Genomic DNA, 20,431 nt, shown 5'->3' with positions numbered 1-20,431 from the left:
CGTGACAAGGATCAGAGCGCGGCGAGACCGCGATCCAGATCCTTGATGAGATCGATGGGACTTTCCAAGCCAACAGACACACGGATCAGATTATCGGTAATGCCTGCCGCTTGTTTTTCTTCAGGAGCGAGACGGCCGTGAGTAGTAGTGGCTGGATGCACGATGGTGGTTTTTGCATCCCCTAAGTTAGCGGTCAGCGACATAATCCGCACAGCATCGATAAACCGCCAAGCGGCAGCCTTATCGCCTTTTACCCGGAAGGACATCACACCGCCAAACGCGCGCTGCTGTTTTTTTGCCAGTTCATGGCCCGGATGATCCGGCAAACCGGCGTAAAACACCTTTTCCACTTCGGGGCGAGCCGCCAAGTATTCCGCCAGCTTAAGAGCATTAGAGGAATGGGCTTCCATGCGCAATCGCAGGGTTTCCAGACCTTTGGCAAATACCCAGGCGTTGAAAGGACTCATAGTCGGCCCGCAGGTGCGGATAAAGGCCAATACAGGGTCAACCAGCTCGGTGCTGCCAACCACTGCCCCACCCAAGCAACGTCCCTGACCATCCAGATATTTGGTCGCTGAGTGCACGACCAGATCCGCACCCAGCTCCAGCGGTCGCTGCAATGCCGGGGTACAAAAGCAGTTGTCGACTACCAGCAAACTATTGGCTTGTTTGGCAAGCGCCGAGAGAGCACCTAGATCTGCCACTTCACACAGCGGGTTGGACGGTGTTTCCAGGAACATCAGCTTGGTTTTTGGGGTCACGGCAGAACGCCATGCATCCAGGTCTGTCAGAGGCACCAAACTGACCTTAACGCCAAACTTCTCCATATAGCGCGTGAACCATACGGTCGTGGTACCAAACACGCTTCTTGAGCAAATGACGTGATCGCCCGATTGCAGATGCGCCATGCACGTACTGAGAATCGCCGCCATTCCCGAGGAAGTGGCTACCGCCGATTCGGCACCTTCCAGAGCCGCAATACGGTCCTGAAACAAGCGCACAGTGGGATTGGTGTAGCGGGAATAGACGTTGCCAGGGCTGTTACCGGCAAAACGTGCGGCAGCTTCCGCTGCCGATTTGAAAACGTAACTGGAGGTGGTAAAGATGGGTTCGCTGTGTTCGCCTTCCGGACCGCGCTGGATGCCTGCGCGTATCGCCAGGGTATCCAGCTCCGCATCTTCGAGAAAATCCATCATGAGAATTTTTCCATCAGCAGGTGGGTCGGTATTACGCGTTGTGGATACCGACTATCGAGTTCAGGCTAGCCAGTATTTTGCTTTCCTCGCGCTGGGATTTAGCCAAGTCATTTCGCGTTGCTTCAAGCTTGCGCAGATATTCTTCGTTGACATCGCCGGTGACGTAATCGCCATCAAAGACCGCACAATCAAAACGCGGAATATCCGGGTTACCTTCGGCAGATGCCGCAATCAAATCTTCGAGGTCTTGATAGATCAGCCAATCCGCGCCTATCGCGTCCGCCACCTGGTCAACGGTGCGACCGTGGGCAATCAACTCGCTGGCAGACGGCATATCGATACCGTACACGTTCGGGTATTTCACTTCGGGAGACGCGGATGCGAAGTACACTTTTTTAGCGCCTGCATCGCGCGCCATTTGAATAATTTGCTGGCAGGTGGTGCCGCGCACAATGGAATCATCCACCAGCAATACATTTTTGCCGCGGAATTCCAAATCGATAGCATTCAATTTCTGGCGTACGGATTTTTTGCGCTGCTGCTGTCCGGGCATGATAAAGGTGCGACCTATATAACGGTTTTTGACCAAACCTTCGCGGAATTTCACACCCAGTTTTTGCGCGAGTGCTTGGCCGGCAACGCGGCTGCTATCAGGGATTGGAATCACAACGTCGATATCGTGATTGGGACGCAGGGAGAGAATTTTTTCCGCCAGACGTTCGCCCTGGCGCAAACGCGCTTTATAAACAGATACACCATCCATAATAGAGTCAGGGCGCGCAAAATAAACGTGTTCAAAAATACACGGGCTGAGCTGAGTTTTTTCCGCGCACTGACGTGTATAAAGATCGCCATCTGCAGTGATATAAAGCGCTTCACCGGGCGCAACATCGCGCAGCAGTTTAAAACCGAGCACATCGAGCGCGACGCTTTCGGAAGCGATCATATATTCCTTGCCTTCATCCGACATACGCTCACCAAAAACCAGCGGGCGAATACCGTTAGGGTCGCGGAAGGCCACCACACCATAGCTCGCAATCATGGCGACTACGGAATAGCCGCCTTTCACCCTTTTATGTACACCTTCAACTGCTTTGAAGATATCGTCGTGAGTCGGCTTCAGTTTGCCCTGAAGTTGCAATTCGTGAGCAAAGACGTTGAGCAGAACTTCCGAATCGGAATCCGTATTGACGTGGCGGAGATCCGCCAGAAACAGTTCTTTGCTTAAAGCTTCGGCATTGGTCAGATTGCCGTTATGAGCAAGCGCTATCCCGTAAGGCGAGTTGACATAAAACGGTTGCGCCAAAGCTGGGCCGGAGCTGCCTGCGGTTGGATAACGCACATGCCCAATACCCATATTGCCAATCAAGCGCTGCATATGGCGGGTACGGAATACGTCACGCACCAGACCGACAGCTTTCTGCTGGGCCATTTTGCCGTTGTGACAAGTCATGATACCGGCGGCGTCCTGCCCGCGATGTTGCAGCATGGTCAGGGCGTCGTATAACGCCACATTCACATTGCTCTTACCAACCATTCCAACAATGCCGCACATAAAACGTATTCCCCTTGGGATTAATCACTACTAAGTAACTGACGTAACCAGGATGCAAACTCTGATGCTGATACCCTCGCCCACCCTTCAAAGGCGAGAAAATCCGGAATCAAAAGCGATTCGCTCCACCAGCGATCCTGATCAATGGAAATAATGGGCGGTATCAACAGCAGAATTGCCATTACCACCACGAATCCACGCAAAAAACCAAACACCATGCCTAAAACACGATCCGTGGCTGAAAGGCCGGTTATTTTCACCAATTCGCCGATGAGGTAGTTCACCAGCGCCCCCACCATGAGAGTGGTGACAAATAAAGAACTGAAGGCGACGATTTGTCGCAGAGAGTGGGTCTCGATTTGATTAACTAATAAGGATGCCAAGGGGTCGCGGAAGGTTACAGCAACCAATAAAGCAATGATCCAGTTGGCGACAGACAGAGCTTCCTTGATCAATCCGCGCATCAGGCCAAGTAGGCAGGAAACCACCACTATGCCGAGAATGACCCAATCAGCCCAGTTAAATGACACAAGAAAAACCCGGTTATTTGGAGAGGCGCAATTCTACCAGAGCAGCTATCAAAGGCGAACTGTGTTGACGTATTTTGCCCATCGGAATTCGCGATATTTCTCTGCCTTGTCACGGCCGTTACAGAGAATCCGCAGCGGCTCTTACCGATACCCAACCAAACACAAGTCTTTTTCTCTGCATCAATTAAAGGTCCTCAAAGACCTCTTCCTGGTTGTACAGTTCCTGACCAGTGGTTATTCGGGGGTAAACGGCAGAACAAGAGCCTTCAACGTAAACTCCCGCTCAATGGCGTCCTGAACCTTCAACAAACTCTGTTTATCCAGTTTAGGACCTACATACACACGCACAATGCTTCCTTCTCTCTGCGGAATATCGCGCACGTAGGCGGGGTAATCTTTGGCGAGCAGCTTGTCGCGCAAGGCAATGGCATGCTCACGCTGACGGAAGCTCGCCACCTGCAATACCCATGACTTGGGAGTGCCGTCAGCCAACAATCCCGGCGGTTCAGGGCGAGGCTCCTCCTCTGCCGCGGTTTCTTCCGGCACATACATCAGCTCCGGCTCAGGAGCTGTCGGAATTTCTCTGGGTATCGTCGGTTGGCCAACTTCAATCGTCACTACTTGTGGGGACGGCGGAATTTGCGAGGTTCTGTCTACAGGAGCTATTGGATCGCGGTCGAACAACACAGGAAGAAAAATCACCGCCAGCGCCAGCAACACAAGCGCTCCGACAACTCTCTGCTTTAGACCGTCATCCAGTGATTTCACTGATCAATTCCTGCATTTCCAGCGAGAAATCTCATGGCTTCCGCCACTGTATAGAAAGAACCTGTAACCAAAATAGGCCCACTCGTCGAACGAGCTGCTTCTGTTAAAGCCTCACCCACGTTTGCAGCAGTTTTGACATTCGCTTCCGCAGGTAAAGATCTTTGCAGTTGTTCAATGGGCGCGGCCCGGGGCAAATCGGCGATGATCGTCAGAAACCAATCTGATGCCAAATCCACAAAAGAGTTTAAGGATGTCGCTAAATCCTTGTCCGCCATCATGGCGACCACCACAACGAACCGTTCACCCGGGTGGCGCATGTGCAGCTGGCCCGCCAGATACTGAAAAGCTGCCGGATTGTGCGCGACATCTAGAATCACGGTACGCGCCCGCCAGTGGACGTACTGCAGACGCCCGGCAAGTTCAACTCGCTCGAACAGTTCTACAGGGAGGTGCGTATATAAGCCTAGCAGTTGTGCCACCTGCAGCGCGGCCGCCAAGCTCGGTTTAGGCAGGTGCGTTGTTATAGGAGCGGAATTCTGCTTGCCCACCCAAAACTGTGTTCCGGTCGCCTCTTCTGCAAAACCGAAGTCGCGACCTATATGGTGTAAAGGACAGGAAAGCTCGGCAGCGATTTGCAGTACCGATGCGGGTGGCTCTGAATCAGAACAAACCAGCGGCACGCCAGGACGACAAATACCTGCCTTCTCGCGGCCGATACTTTCGCGATCCGGTCCGAGCCATTCGATATGATCCAAGGCAACGGATGTAATAACGGCAATATCAGCGTCCATGATATTGGTGGCATCCAGGCGTCCACCCAATCCGACTTCCAATAGCCAAACCGATGCTGCGGCTTCGCGAAATAGATAGAGCGCCGCCAGGGTGCCGAATTCAAAATAGGTCAGAGATATATCATCGCGAGCCTGATCGATAGCCTCAAAGGCACTGCAAATCGCCTCGTCAGATGCGTAATGCCCCTGAATTCGGATGCGTTCGCGATAGTGAAGAATATGGGGAGATGAATAGACGCCACAGCTGCGGCCTGCGCCGAGTAAAAGGGCCTCCAGCGCGGCCACACATGTTCCTTTGCCATTGGTACCTGCTACCGTCACAACGGTAGCGTCGGTATCGAGCAACCCGAGTCGCTCGGCGACCTCCCTGACTCTCGGCAGACCGAGATCGATCGCTGATGGGTGGCAGCTTTCCTGCCACCTCAACCACTCATCAAGAGAGGAAAATCGCACGTGTTTGATCAGCCTGGAAGTTTCATCAATTTAGCCACCAAGGACGCCAGACGATCGCGCATTTCCCGGCGATGAATGATCGTGTCTATAGCACCGTGCTCCAACAGGAATTCGGAGCGCTGGAAGCCTTTGGGCAATTTCTGGCGGATGGTCTGTTCGATAATCGCAGGACCGGCAAATCCCGCGCGAGCGCCAGGCTCGGCAGCATTGATATCACCCAGCAGCGCAAGACTGGCGGATACACCGCCGTAAACAGGGTCTGTCATTACGGAAATATAGGGAATACCGTTCTGCTTCAGGCGCTCGATAACAGCGCTGGTTTTGGCCATCTGCATCAGCGAGATCAAAGCTTCCTGCATACGCGCACCACCGGTGGCAGAGAAGCAGATCAGCGGGCGTTTTTCACGCAGGGCAACTTGGGCTGCGCGGGTGAAACGCTCGCCGACTACATAACCCATGGAACCGCCATGGAAGGCAAATTCAAAAGCGGTCACAACTACTGGAATACCCTTGAGAGTGCCCTTCATTGCGATTAGAGCGTCTTTTTCGCCTGTTGTTTTTTGCGCAGAGGCAAGGCGCTCTTTGTATTTCTTCACGTCCTTGAATTTGAGGCGGTCAATTGGCACAACCTCAGAGGCAATTTCTTCGCGGCCTTGTTCGTCGAGGAAAATATCCAAGCGGCGGCGCGCGCCGATACGCATGTGGTGGTCACACTTCGGACATACATCGAGACTTTTTTCCAGCTCGGGACGGTACAGTACCGCGTCGCACTTGGTGCACTTTTTCCACAGACCTTCCGGTACTTTGCTCTCCCCACGGCGCTCCGAACGCACAACACTGGGAACGATTTTGTCTAACCAACTCATAATTCGGACACTCAAAAAACGATTCGCCGAGCGCGAATCGGGTTTATGTATTTATCGCTGATCCAATGCCACGCGGATCGATTTCGCCTTGGCACTGAGGTTTTCAAGAATTTGCGCCTGACTGTGGCCTGAGCCCATGATGTCTACCAGAGCACTGCCCACCACCACACCGTCGGCATAGCTGCTGACTGCCTGAGCTGAGAGCGCATCCTTGATGCCGAACCCAACCATGACAGGCAATTGGCTGTAGCGTGAAATCACGGACAACTTATCTTTGACAGAGCCAATATCCAGATGGCTGGCTCCGGTAACGCCCTTGAGCGACACGTAATAGATAAATCCACCAGCCAATTCGCTAACGCGCTTAATGCGTGCTTCAGAAGACGTCGGTGCCAGCAGGAAAATCGTTTCCACACCGCGCTGCTTCAGCAATTTATGCAAATCGTCTGCTTCTTCTGGTGGCAAATCCACAGTAAGCAGACCGTCAACACCTGCGTCCGCGGCAGCGTCGGCAAAGGCAGCGTATCCCATACGCTCGATCGGATTAGCGTAGCCCATCAGCACTATTGGAGTGTCGGTATTAGTCTGGCGGAACGCTTTCACCAATTGCAGGGTGTCGCGCAGACTGGTGCCATGCACCAAGGCACGCTCGTGACCTCGCTGGATGACCGGACCTTCCGCCATAGGGTCGGAAAAAGGCACGCCGATTTCCAAGATATCGACACCCGCCTCGACCAACACATGCATAGCGGCAAGCGTAATGTCAGGTGTCGGATCGCCATTCACGATATAGGTGGCAAGGGCTTTGCGGTTTTGCTCTTTGAGCTGTCGGATTTTTTTCTCGATGCGATTCATTTCAAACCTCGATTCCATCGATTTTCGCTACGGTGTGAATGTCTTTATCACCGCGTCCCGACAGATTCACAATGATGATGTCGTCTTTGCTTAATTGCGCAGCGAGTTTTTCGCCATAGGCCACCGCATGGGAAGATTCCAGCGCGGGCATGATGCCTTCCACGCGAGTGAGGCTGCGGAAAGCGGCCATAGCCTCATCATCGGTGATGGAAACGTATTTGACGCGTCCGATATCTTTTAGCCATGAATGCTCGGGACCGACACCCGGATAATCCAAGCCAGCGGAAACCGAGTGGGTTTCACTGATCTGGCCGTTTTCATCTTCCATCAGGTAGGTGCGGTTGCCGTGCAGAACGCCCGGTACTCCACGGTTGAGCGGCGCCGCATGACGACCGGTGTCCAAGCCCAAACCACCGGCCTCTACACCGTACATGGCAACAGAAGTGTCCTGCAGGAAGGGATGGAATAAACCAATGGCGTTGGAGCCACCACCGACACAAGCCACCAAAGCATCAGGCAGGCGACCAGTTTGCTCCAGGCACTGGCGGCGAGCTTCGCGACCTATGATGCATTGGAAATCCCGCACCAATTGCGGATAGGGATGTGGGCCGGCGGCGGTGCCGATGATGTAAAAGGTGTTGTCCACATTGGTGACCCAGTCACGCATGGCTTCGTTCATAGCGTCTTTCAGGGTCTTGGAGCCTGATTCCACTGGCACCACAGTCGCGCCCAACAGCTTCATGCGATAGACGTTGAGCGACTGGCGCTTCACATCTTCAGAACCCATATACACCACGCACTCAAGGCCGAGTCGAGCCGCGACGGTTGCAGTCGCCACACCGTGCTGCCCTGCCCCGGTTTCCGCGATGACACGCTTCTTGCCGGAATATTTCGCCAACAGAGCCTGACCGATGGTGTTGTTAACCTTATGCGCGCCGGTGTGGTTCAAGTCTTCGCGCTTGAGGAAGAGCCGGGCACCGCCGACTTTTTCGGTCCAGCGCTCGGCAAAATAAAGAGGAGATGGGCGGCCGACGTAATGAGTCAGATCTTTGTCGATTTCCGCTAAAAACGCGGGATCGTTTTTCAGTCGGTCGTACATGCTCTGGAGTTCGTCCAAGGCATAAAACAAGGTTTCGGAGACAAAGCGTCCACCGAATTGACCAAAGTGACCGCGCTCGTCGGGCAGATTGGTGAAATCTATATTGGTTTCGTTCACAAACAGTTTCTCGTTAGTTAAGCGAAATTCTCACCGCTTTGGCGCGGACGATAAATTCTTCAATTAAGGATGGAGACTTAACTCCAGGTGCGGATTCCACACCACCACTGACATCGACAGCCCAAGGCCGAACTGTTTCCACCGCAGTCGCAACATTGGTCGGATCGAGACCACCGGCGAGAATCAACGGACGGGGCAAGGATGGCGGAATCCGCTGCCAATCAAACTTTTCGCCGGTACCGCCAGGCATTTCTGGATGGTAGGCATCCAACAGCAAACCAGACGCGCTCAAGTAAAGCGAAGCCTGTGCAGACACATCCAGGCCGGGCTTCATGCGCAAGGCTTTCCAATACGGACGGCTGAAACGGCTGCAAAAATCTTCGGATTCCTCACCGTGGAATTGCAGCGTACTGAGGGGAACAGCGGACAGCACCCGCTCGACATCCGCAGGCGCAGGATCAACAAAAAGCCCTACCACATTTATAAGGGGGCCAGCGGCTTGGGCAATCTCACGCGCCAGTCCCAAATCCGAGATATTACGAGCACTGCGAGGGTAAAACACGAGACCTATCGCATCCGCACCCGCAGCTGCCGCGTGGTGTGCAACATCCACAGCGGTAATTCCGCAGATTTTCACTCGTACAGTTCTAGTGTTGATCAAGGATGGGTCCAGCGTATATTACGGCCACGTAAAGGACGCGGATGTTATCAGAAAAGTGAGCTCAAATAACAGATTAGAGGCCACCCCTTCGCTTCGCTCAGCGCTTAACCGCCAAATAGAATATATGCCATCGGAAAAACCCTTGTGGCGCACCTCGCAGCAAGGTGTCCAATTACTGTATGCTTGCCGCCCGCTAAAGGTTCATCTGTCCATTTTCTGAGCATCATCAACGACAATCAGCGAGCCTTCAGCCAGATTAGGGAGCGCAACAGGACGCCCAGCGGACGTTCGCTTTTTTCGATTGCAACGGGAAACGAAGCTTCATGTACGTTTACGACGAATATGACCACAAAATCATCGGTGAGCGCGTAGCGCAGTTCCGCCGCCAGATGGAACGCTATCTGGCTGGGGAAATCCCACCGGAGCAATTTCTGCCGCTGCGCCTGCAAAACGGCTTATATATTCAACGTCTGGCTCCGATGCTGCGCATCGCCGTGCCCTACGGCATGCTCAACAGCCGCCAACTGCGCAAACTTGCACACATCACGCGCCATTACGACAAAGGCTACTGCCACGTCACCACCCGCCAGAACATCCAACTGAACTGGCCTCAGTTGGAGGAAGTGCCGAATATTCTGGCGGAACTGGCGCAAGTGGAAATGCACGCGGTGCAAACCAGCGGCAACTGTATTCGCAACGTCACGACAGACCAGTTTGCCGGTGTGGCTCCAGACGAAATCATCGATCCTCGCCCCTACTGCGAGATCATCCGCCAGTGGTCGACCTTCCACCCGGAATTCGCCTTCCTGCCGCGCAAATTCAAAATTGCGGTTGCCGGAACCCAAGCGGATCGTGCGGCTATTTATTTCCACGATATCGGCTTGCAACTGGTTAAAGGCCCTGCAGGTGAAACCGGCTTTAAAGTCATTGTCGGTGGCGGTCTCGGTCGCACACCGGTAATCGGCAGTGTTATTCGTGAGTTTTTGCCAGAGCAGGACATACTGACTTACCTCGAAGCCATTCTGCGCATTTACAACCTGTACGGCCGTCGCGACAACAAATTCAAGGCTCGTATCAAAATTCTGGTGCGCGCCTTAGGGCCTGATGTGTTCGCTGAAAAGGTAGAACAAGAATGGCAGCACCTGCGCGAATCTCCCTCTCGCCTGCCGCAGGAAGAAATCGAACGCGCCAAGAGCTTCTTCCCCGAACACGCTTATGTACGCGGTTTGGCTGACATCAACGAGATGGCATCCATCAATAAGCTGCGCGGCGAAAATCGCGACTTCGGCAACTGGCTGAGTCACAACGTGCACGGGCACAAAGTGCCTGGCTACCGCGCGGTGACTCTGTCATTGAAATTTACCGGTGTTGCTCCGGGAGATTTGACCGATCGCCAGTTGGAAATCATTGCTGATTTGGCAGATCGTTATTCCTTCGGCGAAGCGCGTACCACCCACAACCAAAACATGGTGCTGGCCGACGTGCGCGCCAGCCATCTGTATGAGCTGTGGTTGGAATTGCGCGAAGCAGGTTTTGCCACCCCCAATATCGGCACTCTGACCGACATTACCTGCTGCCCCGGCGGTGACTTCTGCTCCCTGGCAAACGCCAAGTCGATCCCGATCGCGGAAGCCATTCAGCGCGAATTCGACGACCTGGATTATGTCTATGACCTAGGCCACATCGAGCTGAATATCTCCGGCTGTATGAATGCCTGCGGTCACCACCACATCGGCAATATCGGCATCCTCGGCGTGGATAAAAAGGGCGAAGAGTTCTATCAAGTGCAGCTCGGCGGCAACTCTGGCTACAACGCTGCATTGGGTGAGGTTTTGGGACCATCCTTCAGCCGCGAAGAAATGCCAAACGTGATCCGCAAGATCATTAATGTATTTGTCGAAAACCGCGAAGGCGAAGAAGAATTCATGGAAACCTTCTCTCGCATCGGTATGGGTCCTTTTAAGGAGCGCGTTTATGCCAAAGCTTAATAAATCCGGCGAGGTGTTCGCCGACGATTGGCAAGTACAGGAAAAAGAGCAAGATTTATCCGCAGAGCAACTGTCTGCGGGCAAATGGCTTGTCCATGTGAAATGGTATCTGGCTCATAAGGACACAGTTACACCCAGTGACAACTTGGGCGTTTGGCTGGATTCCGATGATGAAGCTTCTGACCTTGGCGATGCGGCTAAATTGTTTCCTGTAGTAGGCGTGAATTTTCCCGTATTTTCCGACGGGCGCGGTTTTTCCATAGGCCGAACTCTGCGCGAGCGCTACGGTTTTGCTGGCGAATTGCGCGCTCTGGGCGGTTTTATGCAGGATCAACTGTTCTATCTGCAACGCTGCGGCTTTGATGCATTCATCATCAAAGAAGACGCCAATGTGGAGTCCATGAAACAGAGCCTGCGCGATTTCAGCGACTTCTACCAAGCCGCTGTCGACCAGCCCACTCCGCTGTTCCGCCGGCGCTTGGCCAAGCAAGCCTAAATTTGCTCCAATAAAAAACCCCGGAAACGGGGTTTTTTATTGCCTGCTTTGTAGCTATCAAAACCAATGACGCTGGCTTAGTCGGCCCAGAACATTTTCAAAAGCCGTTTCTATAGCCTTGCTCGCCGCCATTCCTAAACGCTCCTGAATTTTGCGCTTCTGCTCGTAATGTACGGCGACTATATCGGCTTCTGGATGTTGGCTGGTAAGGTACTCGTCACTGGTAGCAATACCATCGATCAGATTTTTCTCCAAGGCTCGCTTGCCGAACCAGATTTCGCCCGTCGCAACCTCTTCCACATTGACCGCCGGTCGATGCTCGTTCACGAATTCTTTGAATAGAACATGGGTATCTTCCAGGTCCTCAATAAACTTTTTCTTACCTTTCTCGGTATTCTCTCCAAACATGGTCACTGTGCGCTTGTATTCGCCGGCGGTGAAAATTTCGTAATCCACGTCGTGCTTTTTCAGCACTCGATTAAAGTTCGGCAACTGCGCCACAACGCCAATGGAACCAATAACTGCAAAGGGTGCGGCCAATATTTTGTTGGCGACACACGCCATCATATAGCCACCGCTCGCTGCTACCTTATCGACGCATACGGTCAAGGGGATACCTTTTTGCGTAATTCTTGCCAACTGACTAGCTGCTAGCCCGTAGCTATGCACCAAGCCGCCAGGGCTTTCCAAACGCACAACCACTTCATCGCGCGGCTCCGCCAGACTCAACACAGCGGTGATGGACTCGCGTAGTTCTTCCGTCGCAGACGCTTTGACATCGCCGTTAAAGTCGAGCACAAAAACGCGTTTTTTCCTTGTGTCTTCGGCAGAAGCGTCCTTACGGTTTTTACGCGCCTGTTTTTCTTCTTTTTTCTTTTTCTTTTCTTCTTCTTTTTGTTTCTTCTCTTCTTCCTTCAGAGTTTTTTCGTCAAACACGGCTTCTTTCAGCACGTGATTCATTTCATCAAAACGATCATTCAGCTGGGTGACCTGAATGCGGCCTTTTTCCTTTGATTTTTCTCTGTGCGCTGACGCAACGATAAAACCGACCACCACCAAAATGGCGATCACGACCGTTACCGACTTGGCCAAGAACAAACCGTATTCCGACAAAAACTCCAAAGTGTTTCCCCTTTTGTTAATGCACTAGTTAAACCATGAATTTACCGCCCGCTTGGCGGCATCGTTAAGCGGCTTTGCCACCAAACCAGAATGCGATAGAGCGACTTCGTAAAGCGCTCCATCCGCCATAGGGACAAAGGTGGCGCTGCCGTATACGGCATCGATCAATGGTGCACTTCCCTGGTTTTTATACGCCCACGCCCAAAGATCGATACCAAACTCAGACTCATCGCGCAGGGCATGCACCGTGCGCTCGCGGCTACGCTCGTCATCGATAGAGACATAACGGCCAGAAATGCGCTCCAGTTTGTAGCCCGGCTTCCCTCCTGCCTGCGTAAGAATTCCCTTCCAGCGAATGATGCGAGCATCCATCTGCCATTGATCACCGCGCAAATAATAGTCAGTCGCAACTCCGGAATCTGTTAATGCAACTGTCGCGACAAAAGCCTGCTCATCCACTTTGACAAAGCTGATGGTCGCAACGGGCTTGTCGATCAACACTTCCCGATAAGAGCGGAGATCAAGCGCCACTAAGCCGCAAAGTATCGCGAGAGCGATCAAGGCTACACCGCTCATTCCCCTCACCCACCCCCAGAACCAGGTACCACGAAGAAGGGTTCTCAAGGCAATTAACAGCAGCAGGCCTCCGAAGATGGCGATGAGGATTGTGGCTGCGGAATAGAACATGCTCAACCTGACGCTTAGGTGCGATGAAGGAAAAGGTCGATGAGTTTACCGGAAATTGTTTGCGGAGGTGGGATCTGCGGCATGTCGTGCGGGCTGAACCAACCGGCGTCCGTGATTTCCGTACCGTCCACGCGAATTTCCCCGGATTTGTAATGGGCGATAAAACCCAACATCAATTGACTCGGGAAGGGCCAGGGCTGACTGCAAATGTATTCTGCCCGCTCCGCAATGATGCCAGTCTCTTCGTAAATTTCCCGCAACAATGCCTGTTCGGCGGTCTCGCCTGGCTCGATAAAACCGGCAATGGCGCTATACAAGCCTTCACGAAAATTGGCGTTGTGAGCCAAGAGGCACTTATCGTCCCGAACCACTATTCCAATGACGCAAGGAGCAATACGCGGATAGAACAAAGCTCCACAACGGGTACAGGCAAGAACACGCTCATGCAGCTGAAGCTTGGTAGGCATTCCACAGCGGCCGCAAAAGCGGTGGTATTCGCTCCAATGAGCGAGCTGTTGGGCACGGCCGGCGAGATAGAAAAGTGCGTCGCTCGCGACCCCGAGCTGGCTGCGCAAGCTACCCGCATAAAGAGGAAAATCGTCGGGAAAAGATAATTCGGAAGGAAAAACCAATGCGTAACAGGGTTTGCCACACCAACGCCCCAGATATAGACGCTCTTGGGCTAACCCTGCCAGTTCGCCCAACCCTGCAACAGTAAACAAGAAAGCTTGGTCTGCACGCCGCATCAGCACGCGGCTGCCAATGATTCCTACAACCCAATCTGCATCCGCTAATGACTGATCCGCACTGAAATCAAGGACGAGGGTCATCAGGATTTGCGCGGGGCGTACCCCAGCGCCGCCAGACTTTCTTCCGCCACCTGCAGGACTGAGTCATCCAGTTTTGCTGCGATGTTGGATGTGTCAAAGAAGTATTCGATGCTGATAATCGCATCCGCGAAAGTTTCCAGCAGCTCTTTGAGTGCCGGCGGATGCTCGCTCTGCATCAGGACTTCATCGACGAAATCGGCGCAGCGTTGTACCACTGAAGCAGCTTTGGGGCGCTTCAACATAATCAGCCCACCGCGCACCGAATTGAGAGTTTTGCTGATATTGCTGATATGGCCGTGATCAAAATTGGATTCCGAATAGGCGGTGATTGCGCGTTTGGTGAGAGAGATGCCCGCGACACATTCCTGCAGCACTATGCGCTCTGCCTGCGCCAGTTCGCTTTGAGCAATGATCTGGTTCTGCGATTCATCACTGGTGTCCAGCATGTCACCAGCGAGTCTGTCGAACTCAAATGCGGCAACAGCGCTTTCCATATACAGCATGACTTTGGCGCAGCGATGGAGTTCGTCATCCGAAACCTCCTGGTCGTTGCGCCATTGACTGACCAGTTTGATTTCTTCCTTAAGAATGGAACTGGGTCCAACCAGCCCGACCACACCCATGGTCTCGGCCACTTTGGTCAGGGTTGAGACCATACCCGGAACGTCATCGATGATGTGTACGCCCTGGGCTGCTGTCTCAAGTACTTTCTTGATGTTATTGATCTCAAGCTTAAGCACTCGCACCAGAGAGCTGATGGTGTGTGCACTGGGACCTCGCAAGGATTGGCGCTCTGCTGCAAGCAGCCGTTCGTTGTAAGGCAGAGCACGCACGCCAAAGAACTGCTTGAGACGGTTTACTGTGTCGGATTGATGGCCCGACAACAAAATGATGTAGAGCAGTTCTTTGATCAAACCTTTTGGCGCCGCTGCCTGATAAGAGGAGCGACCGCCCTTTTGCACTTGGCGAATGATGCGATCGATACGACTGAGCAGCATTTTGCGCGGCTCAATCATTTCCATTTGCTGTTGGATCATGACATCAATGGCCACATTCGCCATCCACCACAGGGATGCCAACGGCTTGTCATTACCCAGGCGTTGCAGGCGAATCAAAGCGCGGCGCATGAGGCCGAGAGATGCTTTGACCTGTTTGTCACGCAAAACCCCCAGCAGACCGAGCTGGTACATATGGCGGAGGCGCACCAGCAGCGGCATAAAGTCTTTGTCGCTGACATCTATAGCATCTGTGGGCGGGGGTAATGGGTTGGAGTTGATATTGACTTGAAAGAAGAAGCTTTCCGGCAGCACCGGCTCCCGGCGGAATTTGCGTAATTCATTGATGTAGGGAATCAGCAAGACCGGGAATTTGCGCTCTGTTTGCTGAACATACTCCAGATAGCGCGACAGCACGAAGAAGGTGCTGCTGACGAGCTCCAGCTGCTTTTCGAATAGGGGGCCGGACTCACCTGGCTTGATAGTCGAGGCGGTGGCGAGAAGCTCTTCCGCCAACATGCTGGCACTCTTGAACTCGAGAACCCGAAAGATACCGATGATCTGTTTGATACCGGATATGCAGGATTGAAAACTTTTGGGATCGCCCCCCTCGGAAACAAACATCTCGAGATCACGAGCGGCCTGTTCGATAGTCGCCACCAGTTCGTCGCGGATCACATTGAGGGAGTGAAAACTAGCCGAGTCCGCCGTCATCACATTGGTTTTCCTATATTTTTTCGGGCAGATACATTGTTATTGATTGGTGAATCCTGCACCCGAGACACCGACAACCTTACAAGTATAATACGGTGATCAAAAAATTCTTTTAGATTCGCACAGTTATCGGGGCATCTTAAGCAAATACTTTGGACTTGTCATCGCAGCCAGCGGAACCTGGACGCAGTATCTAGACTCTGCAATGCGCCATTTCAAAGCGAAACTGTTGCATTTTGTTTTGATATGAGTAAGTTGCGAAACTTTGCATAACGTCACACTTGTTGCCGGCAAGCCCCGGCGAGGACTCGCGCATGGCCCCAACCTCCCTTTCAATGGCCTTCTGGCATAACTTTCTTGGCAAATCTGCCCTTTGGTACAAAAAAACCATCATCGCGTTTCTCGTCATTAACCCTTTCGTTATTCTCTACGACCCCTTTTTAGCCGGATGGTTGTTGATTATTGAATTCATCTTCACCTTGGCCATGGCTCTGAAGTGCTACCCGCTGCAACCGGGCGGCCTGCTTGCCCTCGAAGCCATCTTGCTAGGGCTGACCTCTCCCGATTCGGTCTATCACGAGGTGGTCAACAACTTTCCAGTGATCCTGCTGCTGATGTTTATGGTTGCAGGCATCTACTTTATGAAGGATCTTCTGCTCTGGTCCTTTACCAAGATCATGTTAGGGGTCCGTTCCAAAATACTGCTCTCATTGTTGTTCTCCTTGGTCGCGGCATTTCTCTCTGCTTTCCTCGATGCGCTGACTGTTACGGCGGTACTGATTTCAGTCGCGGTGGGCTTTTACGCGGTGTACCACAAGGTGGTGACCGGCGGCGATAACTACCCGGATAACGACGATATGGTGGCAGAGCTGGAGCGATCTGATTTAGACCGATTCAGAGGTTTTCTGCGCAGTCTGATTATGCATGGAGCTGTCGGAACGGCATTAGGGGGCGTATGTACGCTGGTCGGGGAACCGCAGAACTTGCTGATTGCAGAAAAAGCCGGCTGGGATTTTATAGAGTTTTTTATGCACGTTGCCCCGGTCTCCATGCCCTGTTTAGCCGCAGGAATTCTAACCTGCTTATTTCTTGAGCGATTCCGCTTGTTTGGCTATGGGGCGACCTTGCCCGAAAAAGTCCGCGTGATCCTCCTGGACTATGACAGGGAGATGAGCAGCAGGCGCACTAATTTGGATAACGCGGCCTTGGTGATTCAAGCCATCGCTGCCGTTATTCTGGTTATTGGTCTCGCACTGCATCTGGCCGAGGTTGGTCTAATCGGCCTTATGATCATCATCTTGCTGACGGCCTTTACCGGGGTAACGGAAGAGCACCGCATCGGCCGCGCCTTTGAAGAATCCCTGCCCTTCACCGCCCTGCTGGTTGTCTTTTTCGCTGTCGTTGCCGTTATCCATGACCAGCATCTGTTTTCCCCAATTACTCAATGGGTGCTATCCCTGGATACGGCGCAACAACCGCCCATGTTGTTTATCGCCAACGGCATACTGTCGATGATCAGCGACAACGTGTTCGTTGCGACGGTATATATCAACGAAGTGAAAGAAGCGCTGGATACGGGAGCGATCGACCGGAAGCATTTCGATATCCTGGCGATCGCCATCAACACTGGCACTAATCTGCCAAGTGTCGCCACGCCTAATGGACAAGCGGCATTCTTATTCTTGCTCACCTCAGCATTGGCGCCATTGATTCGCCTGTCTTACGGTCGAATGGTTCTGATGGCCCTACCCTATACCATCACATTGAGCGTGGTTGGCCTGGCGTGCGTGAGCCTCTTCTTATAAAGGGGGGAAGACACGACCTGCCATGCGGCAGGTCGTTGGCGAGGTTAGGCTTGAGCTTCCTGCTTGAGCCAAATGCACGAACCACCTGATGCTTTATCGATGGCCTTAAGTTTGTTTTGATGGGCTTCAAGCTCCTCGGCGGAGGCGTAGATAATGCGCAGGGGGCGGCGGTCTGAACTGATGCGCCCCATGCTAACTGGCCCGCTCACCTGCTGAGCGGCGGCGTCTGGCGCGTCGCTACCCAATTCCAACGCTGTCTGACCACCGGTCATCAAAAGATAGACGTCGGCCAGAATCTCCGAGTCCAACAAGGCACCGTGCAGATCCCGGTGCGAGTTATCCACCCCGTAGCGTTTACACAAGGCATCCAGGCTGTTTTTCTGTCCCGGGTGCTTTTGTCTTGCAAGAGCCAAAGTATCCAGCACTGTACATTCGCTGGTTACCGGGGGGCGGTTGAGGCGGGCAAATTCATGATTCAGGAAGCCTATATCGAAACCCGCATTGTGAATCACCAGCTCCGCGCCGCGAATAAATTCCCAGAACTCATCCGCTATAGCAGCAAAACTCGGTTTATCGGCGAGAAACTCATTGGTGATACCGTGGACTTCAATAGCTCCCTGGTCCACTTCCCTCTCAGGGTTGATGTATTGGTGATAGTGCCGGCCAGTGAGCCGGCGGTTGATCAGCTCCACGCAGCCGATCTCAATGATTCTGTGTCCCAACTGCGGTTCCAGACCGGTGGTTTCAGTATCCAATACGATTTGTCGCATGATTCTTCGCTTCTATTACACCTTGGTTGGCCAATTGGTCGGCGATTTCGTTCTCTCTGTGTCCACTGTGGCCCTTGATCCATTTCCAGTGCACTTTATGACGCGCCACCTGTTCATCCAGAGCCTGCCATAAATCCTGGTTTTTGACGGGTTGTTTATCAGCGGTGCGCCATTGATTGAGCTTCCAACGCGGCAGCCATTCGGTTATGCCTTTGCGGACATATTGGGAATCGGTAGTCAGGGTGACTTCGCACGGCTGCTTAAGCGCTGCCAGTGCGCGGATGGCCGCCATCAATTCCATGCGATTGTTGGTTGTCTCCGGCTCGCCACCATAGAGTGTTTTTTCGCGCGTGCCGTAGCGCAACAATGCGCCCCAGCCGCCCGGGCCCGGGTTTCCTTTGCAGGCACCGTCAGTAAAAATTTCGACTTGTTTCAACTCGAGGTCACTTTACGGGAGTTGGCTTTGATCCCTTGATCAAGGCGAGACGCGCTGCCGAACGAGCCGACAACGCCTGTTTAGTGGCACCTTTGAAACGGGTTTGACGCGACCAGTCTGGACGAATCGGCGTCAAGCACGCTCTTTCCTTGCGGGCAATCAAACAATAGAAGTTGCCGAAAGGAACGCCCCATCGCTGCAGCATTCGGTTGACCCGCGTGGAATACACGAGATACCCCTTGTTCTGCAAAGGCAAGTTATAGATGCCGTCTTGGGTGCGCAGTGTATTGCAATCAAGGAATTGCAACCAGTCACTGATTCGTCCCTTGCGCAGACTATTGCGTTTCCAGATCGGACTGTTGCTGAACAATTGGGCGATGGGCTTGATGATGCCCATAGTACTGATGGGATTGAAGCCGAAGATGATGATGTGGCCGCGCGGAATGGTAACTCGACTGGCTTCCCGTAATACCTGATGAGGGTTATGGGAAAACTCCAATACGTGATGCAGGATAGTGACGTCTACACTTTCATCTTCCAGAGGCAAGGAGTCCATGGAGCTGTAAGCTGCCACATTGGAATCCGGACCAGGCGAGCCTGCCCCTATGGCGAAACAGTGGCAAATACGGCTGTCCTGAAAGAGCTGGATGCGGCGATTGATGCTCAATTGCATCAGGTGATAGCCAAACATGCAGCTGAGTTCTTTCTCCAGAATACGCTGCTCTTCGAGCAACAGCTGGTGACCGAGAGGGGTTTCGAACCACTCTTCCAATGCCGCAATACTGGCATCGAGATCGGGAACCCGCTGGCGATTGCGTATCAAAGAAAGACTTTTGCGCAGGATAGACATGTCTGGCCACCTCAGTTCCGACAGCGATTTCTATTATGGACGAAAACCCAACGAGCAAGTTGCAGAATGAGCCCTTTGAATATTGACGTTATCCCCATTTACCAAGACAACTATGTCTGGTGTCTGCTCACAGAAACCGAAACCTGGGTAGTCGATCCCGGTGATCATAAACCCGTTCTGGATTACCTGGAACGCACGGGGCGTACCCTCTCCGGCATATTGATCACCCACCACCACTGGGATCACGTCACCGGCATAGTTCCACTCGTTAAAGCAGCCAATCCTCATGCGCCGGTTATAGGTCCATCATTTGAAATTGCCGGCGTAACCCGGCTGGCGAAAGAAGGCGATCAAATCAATATCGGTGCTTATCAAATCCTAGTCTGGGAAACGCCGGGCCATACCCGCGATCACCTCTCCTATTATCTGCCACAGCCGGGCTACCTCTTTTGCGGCGATACCCTATTTGCCGCTGGCTGCGGCCGGTTGTTCGACGGCACTATGGAACAACTCTATGCATCTCTACAACGCATAGCTTCGCTTCCACCGCAAACTCAGATTTATTGCACTCATGAATACACATTGGCGAACCTCGATTTTGCTTTGGCTGTGGAACCCAGCTCACAAGCATTGAAGCAACGCCAACAATACTCGATCCAGCTTCGCCAAAACGGAACTCCCACAATTCCTGTCGATCTAGGCACCGAACTCGCAACCAATCCGTTCTTGCGTATTCGCGAACAAAGCGTTCAGCAAGCGGTGAAAAAAGCAGCTAACCTGCAGAAAAGTGACTATTTTTTAATCTTTTCCGAGTTGCGAAAATGGAAAAATCGCTACTAGTTCACGC

At 52.9% G+C, this 20,431-nt stretch carries 20 protein-coding genes; 4 read left to right on the top strand and 16 right to left on the bottom strand.

The window, feature by feature from the left end; translation table 11 throughout:
- Positions 1-11: 11 nt before the first annotated feature.
- The 9 genes from DWB84_RS15545 to DWB84_RS15505 form a co-directional block, all read right to left on the bottom strand.
- Positions 12-1,196 carry an O-succinylhomoserine sulfhydrylase gene (locus tag DWB84_RS15545; RefSeq protein WP_187410725.1) on the bottom strand — a complete coding sequence of 395 codons (1,185 nt, stop codon included), beginning with the start codon at positions 1,194-1,196 and terminating at the stop codon, positions 12-14.
- Between the two features lie 31 nt (positions 1,197-1,227).
- Complete coding sequence (gene purF / locus DWB84_RS15540; RefSeq protein ID WP_187410724.1) at positions 1,228-2,751, bottom strand: amidophosphoribosyltransferase; 1,524 nt, start codon at positions 2,749-2,751, stop codon at positions 1,228-1,230.
- 20 nt (positions 2,752-2,771) lie between these two features.
- Entirely contained in the window at positions 2,772-3,281 is a 510-nt protein-coding gene (locus tag DWB84_RS15535; protein WP_187410723.1) for a CvpA family protein, read from the bottom strand.
- A 234-nt stretch (positions 3,282-3,515) separates the two neighbouring features.
- Positions 3,516-4,049, bottom strand: a complete 534-nt coding sequence (locus tag DWB84_RS15530) for an SPOR domain-containing protein (RefSeq protein ID WP_187410722.1) — start codon at positions 4,047-4,049, stop codon at positions 3,516-3,518.
- Positions 4,046-5,293, bottom strand: a complete 1,248-nt coding sequence (gene folC, locus DWB84_RS15525) for a bifunctional tetrahydrofolate synthase/dihydrofolate synthase (protein WP_187410721.1) — start codon at positions 5,291-5,293, stop codon at positions 4,046-4,048. Before folC ends, DWB84_RS15530 begins: the two co-directional genes overlap by 4 nt.
- A gap of 8 nt (positions 5,294-5,301) precedes the next feature.
- Positions 5,302-6,159, bottom strand: a complete 858-nt coding sequence (accD, locus tag DWB84_RS15520) for an acetyl-CoA carboxylase, carboxyltransferase subunit beta (protein ID WP_187410720.1) — start codon at positions 6,157-6,159, stop codon at positions 5,302-5,304.
- A gap of 51 nt (positions 6,160-6,210) precedes the next feature.
- Positions 6,211-7,014, bottom strand: a complete 804-nt coding sequence (gene trpA, locus DWB84_RS15515; protein ID WP_187410719.1) for a tryptophan synthase subunit alpha — start codon at positions 7,012-7,014, stop codon at positions 6,211-6,213.
- Position 7,015: 1 nt separating this feature from the next.
- A complete protein-coding gene (gene trpB, locus DWB84_RS15510; protein ID WP_187410718.1) occupies positions 7,016-8,230 on the bottom strand; it encodes a tryptophan synthase subunit beta in 1,215 nt (404 codons plus the stop codon).
- A 13-nt stretch (positions 8,231-8,243) separates the two neighbouring features.
- Positions 8,244-8,891 (bottom strand): phosphoribosylanthranilate isomerase, encoded by a 648-nt coding sequence (locus tag DWB84_RS15505; protein ID WP_222868208.1) that lies wholly within the window; start codon positions 8,889-8,891, stop codon positions 8,244-8,246.
- A gap of 323 nt (positions 8,892-9,214) precedes the next feature.
- On the opposite strand from DWB84_RS15505, the gene DWB84_RS15500 reads away from it, so the two are divergent.
- Entirely contained in the window at positions 9,215-10,879 is a 1,665-nt protein-coding gene (locus DWB84_RS15500) for a nitrite/sulfite reductase (RefSeq protein WP_187410717.1), read from the top strand.
- The gene (locus DWB84_RS15495) at positions 10,866-11,375 is read left to right on the top strand and encodes a DUF934 domain-containing protein (RefSeq protein WP_187410716.1); all 510 of its coding nucleotides are present in this window, start codon (positions 10,866-10,868) and stop codon (positions 11,373-11,375) included. Before DWB84_RS15500 ends, DWB84_RS15495 begins: the two co-directional genes overlap by 14 nt.
- Before the next feature lie 57 nt (positions 11,376-11,432).
- Here the strand turns inward: DWB84_RS15495 and sohB are convergent, their stop codons facing one another.
- From sohB to DWB84_RS15475, 4 genes are all read right to left on the bottom strand, one after another.
- Positions 11,433-12,497: a protease SohB gene (gene sohB / locus DWB84_RS15490; protein ID WP_187410715.1), complete on the bottom strand. Its 1,065-nt coding sequence runs from the start codon at positions 12,495-12,497 to the stop codon at positions 11,433-11,435.
- Between the two features lie 24 nt (positions 12,498-12,521).
- Positions 12,522-13,073, bottom strand: a complete 552-nt coding sequence (locus DWB84_RS15485) for a hypothetical protein (protein WP_255429019.1) — start codon at positions 13,071-13,073, stop codon at positions 12,522-12,524.
- A 125-nt stretch (positions 13,074-13,198) separates the two neighbouring features.
- Positions 13,199-14,014, bottom strand: a complete 816-nt coding sequence (gene nudC, locus DWB84_RS15480) for an NAD(+) diphosphatase (protein ID WP_187410713.1) — start codon at positions 14,012-14,014, stop codon at positions 13,199-13,201.
- A complete protein-coding gene (locus DWB84_RS15475) occupies positions 14,014-15,723 on the bottom strand; it encodes a CDP-diacylglycerol--glycerol-3-phosphate 3-phosphatidyltransferase (RefSeq protein WP_222868222.1) in 1,710 nt (569 codons plus the stop codon). The genes nudC and DWB84_RS15475 overlap by 1 nt, the downstream gene beginning before the upstream one ends.
- Before the next feature lie 314 nt (positions 15,724-16,037).
- On the opposite strand from DWB84_RS15475, the gene nhaB reads away from it, so the two are divergent.
- Complete coding sequence (nhaB, locus tag DWB84_RS15470) at positions 16,038-17,528, top strand: sodium/proton antiporter NhaB (protein WP_187410711.1); 1,491 nt, start codon at positions 16,038-16,040, stop codon at positions 17,526-17,528.
- 44 nt (positions 17,529-17,572) lie between these two features.
- Here the strand turns inward: nhaB and dnaQ are convergent, their stop codons facing one another.
- From dnaQ to DWB84_RS15455, 3 genes are read right to left on the bottom strand one after another with little or no spacing between them, the layout of a single operon-like run.
- On the bottom strand, positions 17,573-18,298 hold the full coding sequence (gene dnaQ / locus DWB84_RS15465; RefSeq protein WP_187410710.1) for a DNA polymerase III subunit epsilon: 726 nt from the start codon (positions 18,296-18,298) through the stop codon (positions 17,573-17,575).
- Positions 18,273-18,734 (bottom strand): ribonuclease HI, encoded by a 462-nt coding sequence (gene rnhA / locus DWB84_RS15460; RefSeq protein ID WP_187410709.1) that lies wholly within the window; start codon positions 18,732-18,734, stop codon positions 18,273-18,275. Before rnhA ends, dnaQ begins: the two co-directional genes overlap by 26 nt.
- 7 nt (positions 18,735-18,741) lie before the next feature.
- Positions 18,742-19,584: a class I SAM-dependent methyltransferase gene (locus DWB84_RS15455; RefSeq protein ID WP_187410708.1), complete on the bottom strand. Its 843-nt coding sequence runs from the start codon at positions 19,582-19,584 to the stop codon at positions 18,742-18,744.
- 66 nt (positions 19,585-19,650) lie between these two features.
- Here DWB84_RS15455 and gloB point away from each other — a divergent pair, with 66 nt between their 5' ends.
- Positions 19,651-20,424, top strand: coding sequence for a hydroxyacylglutathione hydrolase (gloB, locus tag DWB84_RS15450; protein ID WP_187410707.1), 774 nt, complete (start codon positions 19,651-19,653; stop codon positions 20,422-20,424).
- The last annotated feature ends 7 nt before the right edge of the window (positions 20,425-20,431 follow it).

The organism is Saccharophagus sp. K07 (genome assembly GCF_014336955.1).
Lineage (GTDB): Bacteria > Pseudomonadota > Gammaproteobacteria > Pseudomonadales > Cellvibrionaceae > UBA5868.
This window is presented reverse-complemented; position numbering and strand designations above follow the sequence as displayed.

What these genes read in the sequence shown, in the direction of transcription:
- DWB84_RS15545 (WP_187410725.1), bottom strand. Translation starts at nt 1,196, where the DNA reads ATGATGGATTTTCTCGAAGATGCGGAGCTGGATACCCTGGCGATACGC.
- purF (WP_187410724.1), bottom strand. Translation starts at nt 2,751, where the DNA reads ATGTGCGGCATTGTTGGAATGGTTGGTAAGAGCAATGTGAATGTGGCG.
- accD (WP_187410720.1), bottom strand. Translation starts at nt 6,159, where the DNA reads ATGAGTTGGTTAGACAAAATCGTTCCCAGTGTTGTGCGTTCGGAGCGC.
- trpA (WP_187410719.1), bottom strand. Translation starts at nt 7,014, where the DNA reads ATGAATCGCATCGAGAAAAAAATCCGACAGCTCAAAGAGCAAAACCGC.
- DWB84_RS15500 (WP_187410717.1), top strand. Translation starts at nt 9,215, where the DNA reads ATGTACGTTTACGACGAATATGACCACAAAATCATCGGTGAGCGCGTA.
- DWB84_RS15495 (WP_187410716.1), top strand. Translation starts at nt 10,866, where the DNA reads ATGCCAAAGCTTAATAAATCCGGCGAGGTGTTCGCCGACGATTGGCAA.
- DWB84_RS15485 (WP_255429019.1), bottom strand. Translation starts at nt 13,073, where the DNA reads ATGAGCGGTGTAGCCTTGATCGCTCTCGCGATACTTTGCGGCTTAGTG.
- nudC (WP_187410713.1), bottom strand. Translation starts at nt 14,014, where the DNA reads ATGACCCTCGTCCTTGATTTCAGTGCGGATCAGTCATTAGCGGATGCA.
- DWB84_RS15475 (WP_222868222.1), bottom strand. Translation starts at nt 15,723, where the DNA reads ATGACGGCGGACTCGGCTAGTTTTCACTCCCTCAATGTGATCCGCGAC.
- nhaB (WP_187410711.1), top strand. Translation starts at nt 16,038, where the DNA reads ATGGCCCCAACCTCCCTTTCAATGGCCTTCTGGCATAACTTTCTTGGC.
- dnaQ (WP_187410710.1), bottom strand. Translation starts at nt 18,298, where the DNA reads ATGCGACAAATCGTATTGGATACTGAAACCACCGGTCTGGAACCGCAG.
- DWB84_RS15455 (WP_187410708.1), bottom strand. Translation starts at nt 19,584, where the DNA reads ATGTCTATCCTGCGCAAAAGTCTTTCTTTGATACGCAATCGCCAGCGG.
- gloB (WP_187410707.1), top strand. Translation starts at nt 19,651, where the DNA reads ATGAGCCCTTTGAATATTGACGTTATCCCCATTTACCAAGACAACTAT.